At 48.7% G+C, this 16,734-nt stretch carries 6 protein-coding genes; 3 read left to right on the top strand and 3 right to left on the bottom strand.

Annotated elements, in window-relative coordinates; all coding sequences use genetic code 11:
* Positions 1 to 3: 3 nt before the first annotated feature.
* The 3 genes from gltB (LRP50_RS13600) to gltB (LRP50_RS13590) all read right to left on the bottom strand — a co-directional run bounded on the left by gltB (LRP50_RS13600) (position 4) and on the right by gltB (LRP50_RS13590) (position 10,874).
* Positions 4 to 4,470: a glutamate synthase large subunit gene (gene gltB, locus LRP50_RS13600; protein WP_274165003.1), complete on the bottom strand. Its 4,467-nt coding sequence runs from the start codon at positions 4,468 to 4,470 to the stop codon at positions 4 to 6.
* A gap of 394 nt (positions 4,471 to 4,864) precedes the next feature.
* Positions 4,865 to 6,334 carry a glutamate synthase subunit beta gene (locus tag LRP50_RS13595; protein ID WP_274165002.1) on the bottom strand — a complete coding sequence of 490 codons (1,470 nt, stop codon included), beginning with the start codon at positions 6,332 to 6,334 and terminating at the stop codon, positions 4,865 to 4,867.
* A complete protein-coding gene (gene gltB, locus LRP50_RS13590) occupies positions 6,327 to 10,874 on the bottom strand; it encodes a glutamate synthase large subunit (RefSeq protein ID WP_274165001.1) in 4,548 nt (1,515 codons plus the stop codon). Before gltB (LRP50_RS13590) ends, LRP50_RS13595 begins: the two co-directional genes overlap by 8 nt.
* Positions 10,875 to 11,458: 584 nt before the next feature.
* On the opposite strand from gltB (LRP50_RS13590), the gene mnmL reads away from it, so the two are divergent.
* The 3 genes from mnmL (at position 11,459) to arcB (ending at position 16,729) form a co-directional block, all read left to right on the top strand.
* The gene (mnmL, locus tag LRP50_RS13585) at positions 11,459 to 12,385 is read left to right on the top strand and encodes a tRNA modification radical SAM protein MnmL/YtqA (protein ID WP_274165000.1); all 927 of its coding nucleotides are present in this window, start codon (positions 11,459 to 11,461) and stop codon (positions 12,383 to 12,385) included.
* 135 nt (positions 12,386 to 12,520) lie between these two features.
* The gene (locus tag LRP50_RS13580; protein WP_274164999.1) at positions 12,521 to 14,269 is read left to right on the top strand and encodes a sensor domain-containing diguanylate cyclase; all 1,749 of its coding nucleotides are present in this window, start codon (positions 12,521 to 12,523) and stop codon (positions 14,267 to 14,269) included.
* Positions 14,270 to 14,383: 114 nt separating this feature from the next.
* Positions 14,384 to 16,729, top strand: a complete 2,346-nt coding sequence (arcB, locus tag LRP50_RS13575) for an aerobic respiration two-component sensor histidine kinase ArcB (protein ID WP_274164998.1) — start codon at positions 14,384 to 14,386, stop codon at positions 16,727 to 16,729.
* The last annotated feature ends 5 nt before the right edge of the window (positions 16,730 to 16,734 follow it).

Raw genomic sequence — 16,734 nt, 5'->3', positions numbered from 1 at the left:
CCGTTACTGTGCCTGAACACGCAGCTCTGCTGCGCTTCGGCTTTGGTGACCAAGCAGAGAGCGAACGTCTGCGGCTTTAGGTTTCACCAGATAGAATTTACTGATCCATTGTTCAAAGTCGGCGAGGATTTCCTGCGCTCGGCTGGAACCTGTGAGTTCCAAATGTTGATCAATGAGACCACGGAGGTGTTCTTGATGAATCGTTAAGTTATCGAGTGACAGCGCTTCAACCAATTCAGGGTTTACACGACCCGCAAAATCGCCCGTTTCATCCAGCACATACGCAAAACCACCGGTCATGCCTGCACCGAAGTTGACGCCGCAATGCCCGAGGATAGCCACAATACCGCCGGTCATGTATTCACATGCATTGTCGCCAGCGCCTTCCACAACAGCTAATGCTCCGGAGTTACGTACGGCAAAGCGTTCACCTGCTGTACCTGCAGCAAACAATTTACCGCCAGTGGCACCATACAAACAGGTGTTACCGATGATGGTCGATTCGTGGGAGCGGAACGCAGAACCCACTGGCGGCTTGATAATGATCTTGCCGCCCGCCATGCCTTTACCGACATAGTCATTGGCATCGCCGGTGAGCGTGATATGCACGCCACCCGCATTCCAAACGCCCAGAGATTGGCCTGCGGTACCTTGCAACTGGATATTTAGCGGTGTGCCCGCCATCCCTTGGTTGCCGTAGCGTTTAGCGATGGCACCCGACAAGGTCGCGCCGATAGAACGGTCGGTGTTTTTCACGTTGAGGTAGGTGCTCGCTGGCTGACGCTTTTCGATGGAATCAGCAAACGTGCCCATGAGCGTTTGGTTCAGCAAGGCTTTATCAAACGGTGGGTTTGGCTCTGTCCAATACACGGATTTGCCTGCCACAGGTGTCGGGGATTCAAGGATGCTGCTCAAATCGAGTTTAAGCTGCTTGGCTGTGAACCCATCAACCGCTTCAAGCAAGTCTGTGCGACCAATCAAATCGGTGAGTTTCTCAACGCCAAGCTCTGCCATAAGCTCACGCACTTCTTCGGCTAGACCTTTAAAGAAGTTCATGACTTGCTCTGGCAAGCCTTTGAAGTAGTCGCGGCGCAGGGTGTCATCTTGCGTTGCAACACCGGTTGCGCAGTTGTTTAAGTGACATATACGCAGGTATTTACAGCCCAGAGCGACCATTGGCGCAGTACCAAAGCCGAAGCTTTCAGCACCCAATATGGTAGCTTTAATAATATCTAAGCCGGTTTTCAACCCGCCATCCACTTGAAGGCGGATCTTATGACGAAGGCCGTTAGCCACCAAGGCTTGTTGGGTTTCTGCAAGGCCAAGTTCCCACGGGCTACCTGCGTATTTGACGGAGGTCAGTGGGCTTGCGCCTGTGCCGCCGTCATAACCGGAAATGGTGATGAGATCAGCATACGCTTTCGCCACACCCACCGCGATGGTGCCAACGCCAGGTTCAGACACCAATTTTACAGATACCAGCGCCTCAGGGTTCACTTGTTTGAGATCGAAAATCAGCTGCGCCAAATCTTCAATCGAGTAAATGTCATGGTGTGGTGGCGGTGAAATCAGTGTTACGCCCTGTACTGAGTGACGAAGACGCGCAATTTCTGCCGTGACTTTGTGGCCTGGTAGTTGTCCACCTTCACCCGGTTTTGCACCTTGCGCCACTTTGATTTGCAGCACATCGGCGTTAGTCAGGTAATGCGGTGTTACGCCAAATCGGCCTGAAGCAATCTGCTTGATGCGCGAGTTGCGCTCAGAGTTAAAGCGGCGTGGATCTTCGCCACCTTCGCCCGAGTTGGAATTACCGCCAAGGCGGTTCATCGCAATCGCGAGGGCTTCATGCGCTTCTGGGCTCAGAGCACCAATGGACATGGCGGCGGAGTCGAAACGTTTAAACAGTTCGCTGGAAGGTTCAACGTGCTCAAGAACGGCAGGTTTTTCAACCGGCTTGAGGCGCATCAAATCGCGAATTGACGAAACAGGGCGACTGTTGACGGTTTTCGCGTAAGCCTTGTAATCGACACTTTCGCCGGATTTCACCGCAGATTGCAGCGAGTTCACGACATCTGGGTTATACGCGTGGTATTCGCCATTATGGACGTATTTGAGCAAGCCACCGTGTTCGAGTGGTTTACGTTTGAGCCAAGCGCGACGTGCCAGATTGATAAGGTCTTGCTGAAAGTCATCAAAATCAGCGCCTTGAATACGGCTTGCCACACCTTTAAAGCAAAGGTTTACCACGTTGTCATTAAGGCCGACGGCTTCAAACAGCTGAGAACAGCGGTAAGAGGCAATGGTTGAGATACCCATTTTAGACATGATTTTAAACAGGCCTTTATGGATACCATTTCGGAAGTTAAGTGCCGCTTCCGCCATGGTCTTGGCAATGACCTTGTTGTCGACCATCTTGCCGATGGACTCATATGCGAGGTAGGGGTAAACCGCTGTCGCGCCAAAGCCAAGCAGAACGGCAAATTGGTGTGGATCGCGAGCAGACGCGGTTTCGATAACAATGTTGGCATCACAGCGTAGATTGGCGTTCACCAAGCGTTGTTGGACTGCACCTACCGCCATGGCTGCCGGAATCGGGAGTTTGTCTTTTGTAATGCCGCGATCTGACAATACAACCAATACTGTGCCGTCACGAACGACGCGTTCTACTTGGTCACAAACATCAATAATGGCTTGTTCGAGATCTTTCTCTTCTGGGTTGAAGTTGATGTCGATAATACTGTTTTGATAATACTCATCGTCCAGTTCAAGTAACTGCACCATGTCTGAATAGAGTAGGACAGGACTTTTGAATGAGACGCGATGTGCGTGACCATCGGTTTCTGAGAAGACATTTTTCTCACGACCAATCGAGGTTGCCAGCGACATGACGTGGTTTTCACGCAAAGGATCGATCGGTGGGTTGGTCACCTGCGCGAATTTTTGTCGGAAGTAATCCGCAACGTTTCGTTCTTTGGAAGAGAGCACTGCCATGGGCGTATCATCACCCATTGAGCCTGTTGCTTCTTGACCAATGTCACCGAGAACACGCAGCACTTGATCGAGCTCTTCGCCGGAGACGCCATAGAGTTTTTGATAAACCTGAAGTTCATCATCGTCCATGCTGCGCTGACTTGCGTGATCGCTTTGATCCATGTCTTCAAATGGCGTGAGGCGTCGAACGTTTTTGTCGAGCCACGCTTTGTACGGGTGGCGACCTTTGAGATCGTTGTCGATGTCGGCGGAGTGCCATACTTCACCGTCAAAGGTATCAATAACCAGCAGCTCACCGGGGCCAACACGGCCTTTCTCTGCGACTTCATCCGGCGCGTAATCCCAGATGCCCACTTCGGAGGCGAGGGTGATCAGTTTGTCTTTGGTGACAACATATCGCGCAGGGCGCAGACCATTTCGGTCGAGGTTACACGCGGCATATCGACCGTCTGACATGACGATGCCAGCTGGACCGTCCCACGGTTCCATGTGCATGGAGTTAAAATCGTAAAACGCGCGTAAGTCTTCATCCATGTCTGGGTGGTTTTGCCATGCTGGTGGTACAAGCATGCGCATCGCACGGAATAGATCCATGCCTCCAGCCAGAAAGACTTCCAGCATGTTATCAAGGCTAGAGCTGTCAGAGCCTGTTTCGTTAACAAACGGCGCGGCTTGTTCTAGGTCTGGCAATAGTGGCGATTTGAATTTGTAAGCACGGGCACGGGCCCATTGGCGGTTGCCTTCAATGGTGTTGATTTCACCATTGTGCGCCAAATAACGAAACGGTTGAGCCAATGGCCAGCGAGGTGTGGTGTTGGTTGAAAAACGCTGGTGGAACAAACAGATCGAAGACTCAAGGCGAAGATCAGCGAGATCAAGGTAGAACCTTGGCAGATCAGCAGGCATACACAAGCCTTTGTAGACAATGGTACGCGTCGACAGGCTGGTGATATAAAAATCAGGGTCTTCTTGAAGGGCTTTTTCTGCGCGGCGACGGGCGATATACAGACGTCGCTCAAGGTCACGGGCGCGCCAACCAGCAGGACCGTTGATGAAGACTTGCTCAATGGTAGGGACTGAGCTTAAGGCAATTTCACCCAGTACGTCTGAGTTTGTTGGCACTTCGCGCCAACCGACGATAGACAGGGTTTCGGCTTCAATTTCCCGCTCAAAGATCGCTTTGGCTTTTTTTGCCTTCTCGGGATCTTGGCTGAGGAATATCATGCCGACGCCATAGAGTTTACTGAGGGTCCAGTTGTTCTCTTCGGCAATAATACGGAAAAAGTTATCGGGCTTTTGAAGTAGTAAGCCGCAACCATCACCGGTTTTCCCATCGGCGTTAATCGCGCCACGGTGGGTCATTCGGTCTAGTGCGGAAATAGCGGTTCGGACAAGTTTGTGGCTTGCCTCGCCCTCGGTATGGGCAATGAGGCCAAAGCCGCAGTTGTCTTTCTCCAGCATTGGATCATACAGCGACATTGCAATTCTCCCTTGCGACTGCTCCAAGCAGTGACTGCAGTTCTATGCCTTCCTGGCATTTAGGTTGAGTCATTGTGCTCAACGGTATTTATTTTGGGCAGAACAACTTATCGGTTAATGATGACTAGGTCAAATTTCGTCACATCACATTAACCTCGTTTTTAAACAGATATATATGTCGAATTGTAGGGGGTGATGTAGCATTTTGTGGTGGTTTTTTTAACTCTGTCGCAGAGATTCACTTATCCGTATGCTGAGAATCATCTAAGCGTGTTGCTGGCTTTTTGCGAGGAGTTGGGGAAGTTGAGGCGGAAGTGACACGAATGCTGGGAATCAAAAAGAAAAAAGCCAGCCGCGGGGGCTGGCAAAACTGGAAGATAACACTTACTTATAGTTATGCGGAGAGCATCAAAGAGTCTGCTTTAGCCTCAAGATGCGTATCACCCATTAGATAAGTATCAATTGCACGGGCACATTCGCGGCCTTCATTGATACAACGTACAACGAGAGACTGACCAGTACGCATATCGCCAGCGGCAAATACGCCTTTTTGACTTGTTTGATAATTGGTCGCTGCGACGTTGCCGCGGTCATCCAAGGCAACATCTAGCTGCGCAAGCACACCGTGAGGTTCTGGGTGGAGGAAGCCCATCGCCAAGAATGCGTTATCACAAGGGATAACACGCTCAGAGCCTGCGACCTCTTCAAAGCCTGGACGTTCGCCTGGCGCTGCATCTTTCCAAACAATATCAGCGATACGTAGTGCTTTTACATTGCCTGCATCGTCACCGATAAATTCTTTGGTCAGGATGTTCCAATGACGATCACAACCTTCTTCGTGAGAAGTCGAGGTACGCATGATCATCGGATATTGCGGCCAAGGCATATTAGCGGGACGCTTCTCTGGTGGGATCGGCATGATTTCCACTTGGGTAATGCTCTTCGCACCATGACGGTTTGATGTACCTACACAGTCAGAACCGGTATCACCACCACCAACAACCACGACGTGCTTGTCTTTTACGTGGATTTCGTCAGTTTTCAAATCCATGCCGTTTGCACGGCGGTTGTTTTGACCGAGGAATTCCATCGCAAAATGAACGCCTTTCAGATCGCGACCCGGGATTGGCAAATCGCGTGGCACGGTTGAGCCACCTGTTAGCAATACCACATCGAAATCTTGACGGATTTGCTGTGCGTTAACGGTGACACCGACGTGAGCATTTACTTCAAATTGCACGCCAGCTTCGGCCATTAGGTTGATCTTACGATCGATAATGTCCATACCTAGCTTGAAATCAGGGATGCCGAAACGTAGCAAACCACCGACTTTCTCATCACGTTCAAAGACGGTGACGGAATGGCCTGCACTGTTAAGTTGCTCGGCAGCAGACAGGCCCGCTGGACCTGAACCGATGATCGCCACTTTTTTACCAGTGCGAGACGTTGGGATTTTTGGTTTGGCATAGCCTTCACGGTACGCCGTCTCAACGATGGTTTTCTCGATATTACAAATCGTGATTGGGTCTTGGTTAATACCAAGAACGCACGAAGTTTCACAGGGAGCAGGGCACACACGTCCTGTGAATTCAGGGAAGTTGTTGGTAGAACTTAAAATGTTCCACGCTTCTTCCCAGCTGTCGCGATATACCGCGTCATTGAATTCAGGAATGATGTTACCGATTGGGCAACCGTTATGACAAAACGGTACGCCGCAATCCATACAACGTGACGATTGCTCGTTAATCTTTTCACCAAACTCTTCGTTCAGGACAAATTCCTTGTTGTCTTGAATACGAACAGCAGGGTCTTTTTTGCCCGGGAGTTCACGGCCAAATTCTAAAAATCCAGTTGGCTTACCCATTTACAGCCTCCACTTCTTCCTTGTTTGCGGCTTCTGCTTTGCGTTGTTCCAGCACAGCTTTGTAATCGCGTGGCATCACTTTCACAATGCGCTTGAGGTTCTCATCAACATTTGACAAGAAGGTCTTCGCAACGGCACTGCCAGTCAATGTTTGGTGCTTACCAATCATTTCTTTCAGCAGTTCGATGTCTTCTGCATCCAATGGATCCAAGTCAACCAACTCAGGGTTTAGCTTAGATTCAAAGTTTTCAAATTGATCCCAGATATAAGCAACGCCGCCGCTCATACCCGCTGCAAAGTTGCGGCCGGTTTGACCAAGAACGATAGCAACACCACCGGTCATGTATTCACAGCCGTGGTCGCCAATGCCTTCAACAACCACTTTCGCGCCGGAGTTACGAACACAGAAACGCTCGCCTGCTACACCGCGAATGAATGACTCACCAGAGGTTGCGCCATAGAAACAAACGTTACCTACAACAATGTTGTCTTCGGCAATGATGTCGCTCTTCGCATCTGGGTACAGCACCAAAGTACCGCCAGACAAACCTTTACCCCAGTAATCGTTCGCGTCGCCTTCGACTTCGAACTTCACACCTTTCGCAAGGAATGCACCGAAGCTTTGACCTGCAGAGCCTTTGAATTTCACATTCATTTGCTCAGGTAAGCCTTGGTCTTTGTAAATTTTCGAAATCTCATTCGACAGCATGGTACCGGCACTGCGGTCCGTGTTGACGATAGCGAACTCGGCATCCACTTTGCGGCCTTCATAAAGCGCACTAGAAGCGACTTCAATCAAGCGGCGATCCAGAATGGTTTCAAGACCGTGGTTTTGCTCGCGCTGGCAGTACATGCCGTCGCCTTCGCGTGGCTCTTCTTTGTGAAGAACAACGTTGAGGTCAAGATTCTGGTATTTCCAGTGACCCACATCGCTACGTACTTTCAAATGCTGAGATTGACCGACCATTTCATTAATGGTGCGGTAGCCTAGCTCTGCCATGACTTCACGTAGGCCTTCAGCCATGTAAGTGAAGAAGGTCACGATGTCTTCTACGCGGCCGTCAAAACGTTCACGCAGGGTTTTATCTTGTGTTGCGATACCAACAGGACAGGTGTTGAGGTGACACTTACGCATCATGATACAACCTTCAACAACCAGTGCTGCGGTTGCCACGCCCCATTCTTCAGCACCTAGTAGTGTTGCCACTGCAAGGTCTCGAGGTGTTTTCATCTGACCATCTGATTGAACGACGATACGGTTACGTAGGCCGTTTTTCAGCAGTGTTTGGTGTGTTTCCGCCAAACCCAGTTCCCATGGCAGACCCGCGTGTTTGATTGACGACAGTGGTGATGCACCTGTACCGCCATCAAAGCCCGCAATCAGTACAACGTCAGCTTTTGCTTTTGCTACGCCTGACGCGATGGTACCTACACCTGCTTCAGAAACCAGCTTGACGTTGACACGTGCTTCGCGATTCGCGTTCTTGAGGTCATAAATCAGCTGCGCCAAATCCTCGATAGAGTAGATATCGTGGTGTGGCGGTGGAGAAATTAGACCGACGCCTGGGGTGGAGTGACGTGTGCGACCAATCCAGTCATCCACTTTGTGACCTGGAAGTTGACCACCTTCACCTGGCTTCGCGCCTTGCGCCATTTTAATTTGGATCTCAGCGGCATTGGTCAAGTAGTAAGACGTTACGCCGAAACGACCCGATGCAACCTGCTTGATCGCAGAACGTTCCCAATCGCCGTTTTCTTTCTTCTCAAAACGGGCTGGGTCTTCGCCGCCTTCACCTGAGTTAGATTTCGCGCCAATACGGTTCATGGCAACAGCAAGGGTAGAGTGCGCTTCATGTGAGATAGAACCAAAGCTCATTGCACCTGTAGCGAAACGCTTCAGGATGCTTTCAATTGGCTCAACCTCTTCAAGAGGAATGCTGCCCGCTGGGTTTTTCACGAAGTCGAACTGGCTACGAAGCGTTGCAGCATCATCACCTTGGCTGTCTACTGCGTGGCAATACTCTTTGAACTGCTTAACGTCTTTGTTACGCGTTGAGTTTTGCAGCAAGTGGATAGTTTCAGGGTTGAACAGGTGCTTTTCACCACGTTGTTTCCACTGATACACACCACCTACATCCAGCATTTGCACGGGGATTTCACGGGTTGGGTAACCCAGACGGTGACGGATCAGTACTTCTTTCGCAATGTCATCAATGCTCAAGCCTTGAATACGTGAAACCGTGCCGGTGAAGTATTTGTCGACAACTGCTTTACTGATACCCAGTGCTTCAAAGATTTGTGCGCCGTGGTAAGACTGAAGGGTTGAGATACCCATCTTCGAGAAAATTTTCAGCAAGCCAGCGTTGATAGACTTACGGTAGTTCTCGAACAACACATCCACATCTGCTTCAGGATCCAGCTTCTTCGTGCGCTGTAGATCGACCAAAGTTTCGTAGACCAGGTACGGGTTAACAGCATTCGCACCGTAGCCAACGAGTGTGGCAAAGTGATGGGTTTCACGAGCATCGCCCGTTTCGATAACAATGTCCGCTTTTGCACGAAGGCCTTTACGGATCAGGTGGTGGTGAACTGCGCCAACTGCAAGCATCGCTGGGATAGCAGCATGGTTAGAGTTCACGGCACGGTCAGTCAGAAGGATGATGGAGTAACCATCGTTAACGGCATCTTCTGCATACTGACAAATACGTTTTAGTGCACGCTCTAGCTTGCCATTCTCGCCGCTTGCGCGGAATACGATATCCAGCGTTTTCGCTTGAAGGTGATCGTTATCGATAGCGCGCAGTTTTTCGAGCTCTGCATTGCTCAGAACGGGGGTTTCCAATTCTACTTTACGGCAATGCTCAGGTGTTTCAATCAGCAGGTTCTGGTCTTGACCTAGGTAGGTTTTCAAAGACATAACCATACGCTCACGGATCGGGTCGATCGGTGGGTTGGTGACCTGTGCGAACAATTGCTTAAAGTAGTTTGATAAGTGCTGAGATTGGTGAGACAGAACAGCCAATGGCCAGTCCGCGCCCATGGCACCAAGAGGCTCTTTGCCATCTTTTGCCATTGGCAGAAGAATCTCATTTACTTCTTCAGTGGTGACACCAAACGCTTGTTGATGATGCAGCAGACGAGCTGGTGAAGGCTGGTGGTTTTTCGTGCCAGCTTCAGGAAGCTTATCGAGTTGCAACAAGTTCTTTTCAACCCACTCTTGGTAAGGTTGAGCAGAGGCAATTTCGTTCTTCACTTCTTCATCAGAAATGATGCGGCCTTGTTCTAAGTCAGCAACGAAGATACGACCAGGTTGCAAACGACCACGGAAGTGAACATTTTCAGGTGCGATTTCTACAACACCTGACTCGGATGCCATGATGAGGTAGTCATCTTTCGTCACGGTATAGCGGCTTGGGCGAAGACCGTTACGGTCAAGTGTTGCACCAACTTTCACGCCATCGGTGAAACATAAAGAGGCTGGGCCATCCCATGGTTCCATGATGTTGGCGTGGAATTGGTAGAAAGCACGGAGTTTAGGGTCCATGTCTTTCTTCTCTTGCCAAGCTTCCGGCACCATCATCATTAAGACGTGCGGCATGCTACGACCAGAAAGGGTCAGCAGTTCTAGCGCCATGTCGAAGTTAGCCGAGTCCGATGCACCTTCTTGACAGATAGGCAGTAGCATCTTGAGCTCTTGATCGCTAAACAGCTTTGATTCCAGCAGGGCTTCGCGTGCTTTCATCCAGTTCAAGTTACCACGAACGGTATTAATCTCACCGTTGTGTGCAATGTTACGGAAAGGCTGTGCCAAGCGCCAACGTGGGAACGTGTTGGTCGAGAAGCGGGAGTGAACCAGTGCCAATGCCGTGACCATCGAAGGGTTTTGCAGGTCTAAGAAGTACTGAGGAACTTGCTCAGTGGTTAGCTGACCTTTGTAAACGAGGGTCTTGGCGGAGAAAGAGTTGATGTAGAAATCGTCGCCAATGTTCGAGATGCTTTCTAGGCAAACACGTACTGTGTAGTTACGAAGAACAAACAGTTTACGTTCAAGTTCATCAATTGAAAGGTGGTCGCCACCGGTAACAAATGCGTGTTCGAATTGAGGTTCTGTGCTGAGTGGGTCAGCACCAATCATTGAATTGTCGGTTGGCAATACACGATAACCGATCACTTCTAACTCAAGACGTGCAGCATTACGCTCGAAGATGTCACGGCACTGCTGGCGTTTGTTCTCATCTTTCGGGAACAACATAACACCAACACCGTACTTATCAGCAGATGGCAGTTGGAAGCCTTGCTTACGGGTTTCTTCGAGTAAGAATTCGTGAGGTTTTTGTAAAAGAATACCTGCACCGTCACCACTACAAGGGTCACAGCCTTGGCCACCGCGGTGTTCCATGCGGGCCAGCATATCAAGTGCCTGAGTGACAATCGCGTGCGACTTTCTGTTTTTTAAGTGGGCTACAAAGCCAATACCACAGGCGTCATGTTCCATTTCGGGCACATAAAGCCCCTCTGTGCGTAGCACTGAATCAGTCATTTTTACGTCCTTCCAGTTGACACAAATGCAGCGGGCGCATTTGTCTTCCCTTGCTGTACCTGTTGCGGGTACAGGCTGAGCGGGTGCCAATTTTGAATAAACAAACATTGTCTATTCGCGGTACCCAAGCCCGGCAACTACTTTGAAAGTAGTCACCTTCTCCGTTCTGCAATCCTATGCAGTAGTGCTGCGTTTCATTTGAATAGCCAGATAAGTCACTGGATAAGTGCCATATCTCGCGAATTTTATTGCTCACAATTTAGACGCAGCTGTAGCTATCCTACATATTTCGAAATTTAATTACCATCAAAAATTGCCAATCAATTGCTCTGAAATTGCCTTCTCTTGACTGTGTTTTCGAAAATAGTGAATAAAAAATCGCTCATCTGGGGTGGGGGTGAATATTGATGTTTTCTCCGAAGACGCTTCCTTAACTTGAGGAAATTGAAATGTAATTAACTTTCATAAGAAGTGGCTAAATTTAAATCAACATTGATTTGATCGAGGTTTTCAGTGACGTATCGGTGATAGTATCCCGCGCTTTTTTATTCCCCCTCTCAATCTAACAATGCAGGTAGACGACAATGGAGCTTCATCACTTGGTGAATACCTTTGGTCAGGACTTACAACGCAGGTATGGCGAAAAAGTTCACAAGCTAACGCTTCATGGCGGATTTAGCTGTCCTAACCGTGATGGAACGATCGGGCGAGGAGGGTGCACGTTTTGCAATGTCGCCTCATTTGCGGATGAAACGGCGCAGCAGTTATCGGTGTCAGACCAACTCTCTCGCCGCGCGATAGAGGTAAACAGAGCCAAGCGTTATTTGGCGTATTTTCAGGCTTATACCAGCACTTATGCGGAAGTGGAAAAACTGAAGGCGATGTATGAAGAAGCCTTAAAGCACGCCGATATTGTCGGGCTTTGTGTTGGCACTCGACCTGATTGTGTGCCAGATGCGGTGCTTGATCTTCTGGCGAGCTACAAAGATCAAGGATTTGAGATTTGGCTTGAGCTCGGCTTACAAACAGCCAATGACAGAACATTGCAACGCATTAATCGTGGTCATGATTTTGCATGCTATGACAGAGTAACTCGCCGAGCACGTGCGTTGGGCTTGAATGTTTGTACGCATTTGATCGTGGGTTTACCGGGTGATACTAAAAATGATCACATTCAAACCATTGAACGCGTCGTCGACACGGGCACGGATGGTATTAAGTTGCATCCGCTGCATATTGTTGAAGGCAGCATCATGGCTAAATCATGGCGAGCAGGGCGTTTACAAGCTATCTCTCTTGAAGACTATGCCGATAGTGCCTCTGAAATGATTTTGCGGACGCCTGCAAACATCGTTTATCACCGTGTGTCGGCAAGTGCACGTAGACCTACGTTGCTCGCCCCTGAATGGTGTGAAAATCGTTGGTTAGCCATGACAGATATCGCACGCTCTTTGACAGTTAAAGGTGCACAAGGAAGTTTGATTGGCGATCCGTTTAATGCCGCACAATAGTGTGACAAGCGTTTAATTGTCAGAAAAATTAGTAAGCCCTGTTCGTGTTCTCTCATATCAATGTGGCAAGATAAAGCGTGATGTTTATTCAAAAATATAATGCTGCTTCAAGGATGTTGAGCAAAGGACGAGTTAATGAGTGAGTGGGTGCCCTTCGCGGTATTGATTCTATCTGTGGTTTTCTTCGTGGGGTCTTTCTTGATTTCCCGCCGACGTGTGATGTCAATGAAGACGTGGCAGGCTTATCTCGCAAACCTTCATTCTCCGAAGGCAATGGTGAGCGAAAAAGACGGCAGCATTCTCTACGCTAACCGAAGCTTCGTTCGCCTATTCAATATTGAGCAAGAGAACAACGCTTATCGCATTCAAGGTGAACGCGAGCGTCAGTCAATAGAAGCCTTGCTTGCCAATCGATGCTGGCCACACCCATTTATTGAAGTTACCCCTGATTTTCGATCATCGTCGGATACCCGTGTTCGACGCTATGCGCGTTTTTCTGCACTTCCAGTTTGGTGCAATGGGCAGCGGACTTGGATTGTTTCATTAGAACCTGAATCTGACTCTATCTATAGCGAACCGTTTGTCGAGAACGATAATCAGATTTTTCGAAGTGTCATTAACTCGCTTGCAGAACTGGTGTGTTTTCAAGACAGAGATGGCAAAGTTGTTGGTTCCAACCTGGCCTTTGATCGGTTTTGGGAAGGGAGAGAAAAAGAAGGTGTGCTCCTTCACTCTCATCGAGAAATAGAAGGCCGCCGAACACAACAAAGTTGGACGACTAACCCTAATGGCGATAGTTGTTTGCTTGAAACTAGCCAGACTGTTTTGCGAGATGACCATAATCGAATCTATGGCACCTTGAGCATCAGTCATGACGTGACAAACTGGCACATGATGCGACAAGTCATGGAACAAGAAATCGAGGCGCGACAGGAAGTGGAGCAGCAGCTCAAGAAGCACTCCAACGTCTTGGCTTCTATATTCAAAGCCAGTGTCGACCCTATTGGTATTTACAACAAAGACTATGAGTTCCTAGGGGGTAATGCTGCGTTTGCAGAAGCTATGGGTGCGACGCATGATAACCTTGAAGGCGAGCATGCTGTTGATGTGATGGATCCGGAGATCCTGACTCAACATCAACGTATTGACGTACCTGTGATTGAGCAAGGTAATACCGTTAAATACGAAGATTTGGTCATGAAGCGTGATGGATCTCAGGTTTGGTATGAGCTAACAAAAACCCAATTCTGCGACCCGACTGACGATACGATCGGTGTGTTAGTTATTGCTCGGGACGTGACCGAGCGGAAAGCGACTCAGCAAGAACTGGCTGATGCGATCATGGAGCTTGAAGAGTTAAGTTTCATGGACGGATTGACCAAGGTAGCCAACCGACGCAGCTTTGATGAACAGTTAGTTAAAATGTGGCACTCACACATTCGAGAACAAGAGCCGTTGTCGTTGATCCTCTGCGATATTGATTATTTTAAACCCTTCAATGATAACTATGGTCACCAACAAGGCGACACTGCGTTGCGTCGTGTTGCGGAAGTCTTCCAACATGTGATTCGTCGTCCATTAGATGCGGTTGCACGCTATGGGGGTGAAGAATTTGCCATTTTGCTTCCTAATACGTCAGAAGAAGGGGCTCGAGTGGTGGCAGAAAACATTGCGTACGAGCTTTCTCTTGCAAATATTCCACATGAATTCTCCAAAGTCTCAGAGCGCCTCACGCTGAGCCAAGGTGTCGCTACCTTGTACCCTAAAGCTGGGCAAGATTACGGCGATGTAGTATCGATGGCTGATAGGGCGCTATATCAAGCCAAAAATGCGGGGCGTGATCGGATTGCGTCAACTACTGAGGCTAAAGTAGAAACATCCTAATATTCCTCCCCATCGTGTACAGCTAACGTCTTAAGTGGCTCTGCGCGTCTTTTTCTTTTTCTTCCCAACGCGCAACGCTATCATGGCTGCAATTCACGTTGATCAGGAAGTTCAATGAAGCAGATAAAGCTATTAGCGCAATATTATGTCGATTTACTTGTCAAACTCGGCATTGTTCGCTTCAGCATGTTGTTGGCACTTGCATTGGTGGCACTTGCTGTCGTTGTGCAAGTGGGAATCACCTTATTTCTTAGCGGCACCGTTCATGACAGCGATATTGTTCGCTCTGTTTTCTTTGGCCTGCTTATTACACCTTGGGCGGTGTACTTTCTCTCCGTTGTCGTTGATCAACTTGAAGAGTCACGCCAACGTCTCACCAAATTAGTGGCAAAACTTGAAGAAATGCGCGCTCGCGACATGGAACTCAATCGCCAGCTTACGGATAACATCACCCAGCTAAATTTAGAAATTGAAGAGCGAAAACGCGCGGAAGAAGCCCGTGAAGAAGCCATGCGCGATCTTGAAAACGAAGTGTATCAGCGGGAAAAAGCGCAGGTAGAATTGGCAGAACAAACCGCGCTTCTTCGTTCCTTTATTGATGCCTCTCCTGATTTGATCTATTACCGTAATGAAAAAGGCCAGTTCTCCGGCTGCAACAAGGCAATGGAAGAGCTGACAGGTAAGAAAGAAACAGACTTAGTGGGACTAACCCCCTGGGATGTCTACAGCGAAGATGTCGCCAGCAAGGTTGTTGAAACCGATCAGCAAGTGTTTGATAACCGCGTCTCTCTCACTTACGAGCAGTGGCTCGAATACAAAGATGGCCGAAAAGCCTACTTCGAACTGCGTAAACTCCCGTTTTATGCGCGTGATGGACGCCGATTAGGGTTGGTTGGCTTTGGTCGAGAGATCACTGAACGTAAGCGTTATCAAGATGCCTTAGAAAAAGCCAGTCAGGACAAAACCGCATTTATCTCAACCATTAGCCATGAGTTACGCACTCCTCTAAATGGTATCGTTGGCCTAAGTCGAATGTTGCTCGACACCAAACTCTCTGACGAGCAATTGGGGTACCTGCGAACCATTCATGTAAGTGCGATTACGCTAGGCAATATTTTTAACGACATTATCGACTTGGATAAATCGGATCGCAGCCGTTTGGCATTGATGCCGGAGCCTGTCGATTTACCTGATTTTGTCTCTGAGATTGATAACATTAGTGCGCTGATGGCTGAGCAAAAAGGTCTGCGGTTTAGCCTCGATAGACTGACCTCTCTGCCTGCCTCTGTCAAAGTGGATGCAACGCGTCTTCGTCAAATTCTGTGGAATTTGGTGGGGAATGCCGTGAAATTTACTAAGCAAGGAGCCGTGAATGTCACAGTGAGCTGTGATGTGGAAGAGGATACGGCCTATCTGCAATTTGACATTGAAGACAGTGGAATTGGTATTCCCCAAGAGGAAGTGTCTAAAATATTCGCTATGTATTATCAAGTACAACAAGGCGAAGATAATTTGCACGCGGTAGGTACAGGTATCGGTCTCGCGGTGTCGCGTAAGCTGGCGCGTTTGATGGGCGGTGATATTACTGTTGATACCGAAGAAGGAGAAGGCAGTACGTTTACGGTTTCTTTGGCTGTGCCGATTTGCGAATCAGCTGTGAATACTGAAGTGGTGAGAGTTGAGCAAAGTCCGCTTCATATTTTATTGGTAGAAGACATCGAACTGAACATTACTGTGGCGTTGAATTTGCTTGAGAGTTTGGGCCATACAGTGACTGTTGCTCGAAGCGGACAAGAAGCGCTAGATACCTTCCCTACTGAATCGTTTGACCTGTTGTTGTTGGACATTCAATTGCCAGACATGACAGGCTTCGATATCGCAAAGGTGTTAAGAGTGAGTGGCAAATCATTACCGCCATTAGTGGCTTTGACTGCCAATGTTATCAAAGACAAAACAGAATACATCCGCAAAGGGATGGATGACGCGATCAGTAAACCTATCAGTGTCGCAGCCGTCACCGATGTGATTGAGCGTCTAGCTTTGCAGAGTGAAGCTGATCACGAGTTAGTGATTGAGTCTCGCCGCCATCAGCCAGCGACAGAGATGTTTGAAACCTTGTTAGACCTCGATATGTTGACCTCTTATGTCGATATCGTTGGTGCGGAACCTGTTTATCAAAGTATTGCCATGTTTGAAGAGGTGATGCCTGACTACCTGAAGATTTTAGACAGTAACATGATGGCGAAAGATCAGGATGGCATTGCCAGTGAGGCGCATAAGATAAAAGGTGCAGCTGGTTCAATTGGTCTGAAACATATTCAGAAGATCGCCCAGAAAGCTCAATCTCCTGAACTGCCTGCATGGTGGGAAAATATTGATGATTGGGTTGATGAAATCAAAGAAGGTTACAAACACGACTTGAGTGTACTGAAGGAGTGGCTGGACGAATACAGCAAGTAGCCCTG

This window comes from Enterovibrio gelatinilyticus, assembly GCF_028683095.1.
Classification (GTDB): Bacteria; Pseudomonadota; Gammaproteobacteria; order Enterobacterales; family Vibrionaceae; genus Enterovibrio; species Enterovibrio gelatinilyticus.
The sequence above is the reverse complement of the archived record's forward strand: the minus strand, read 5'-3'. Positions and strand labels throughout refer to the sequence as shown.

What these genes read in the sequence shown, in the direction of transcription:
- arcB (WP_274164998.1), top strand. Translation starts at nt 14,384, where the DNA reads ATGAAGCAGATAAAGCTATTAGCGCAATATTATGTCGATTTACTTGTC.
- LRP50_RS13580 (WP_274164999.1), top strand. Translation starts at nt 12,521, where the DNA reads ATGAGTGAGTGGGTGCCCTTCGCGGTATTGATTCTATCTGTGGTTTTC.
- mnmL (WP_274165000.1), top strand. Translation starts at nt 11,459, where the DNA reads ATGGAGCTTCATCACTTGGTGAATACCTTTGGTCAGGACTTACAACGC.
- LRP50_RS13595 (WP_274165002.1), bottom strand. Translation starts at nt 6,334, where the DNA reads ATGGGTAAGCCAACTGGATTTTTAGAATTTGGCCGTGAACTCCCGGGC.
- gltB (WP_274165001.1), bottom strand. Translation starts at nt 10,874, where the DNA reads ATGACTGATTCAGTGCTACGCACAGAGGGGCTTTATGTGCCCGAAATG.
- gltB (WP_274165003.1), bottom strand. Translation starts at nt 4,470, where the DNA reads ATGTCGCTGTATGATCCAATGCTGGAGAAAGACAACTGCGGCTTTGGC.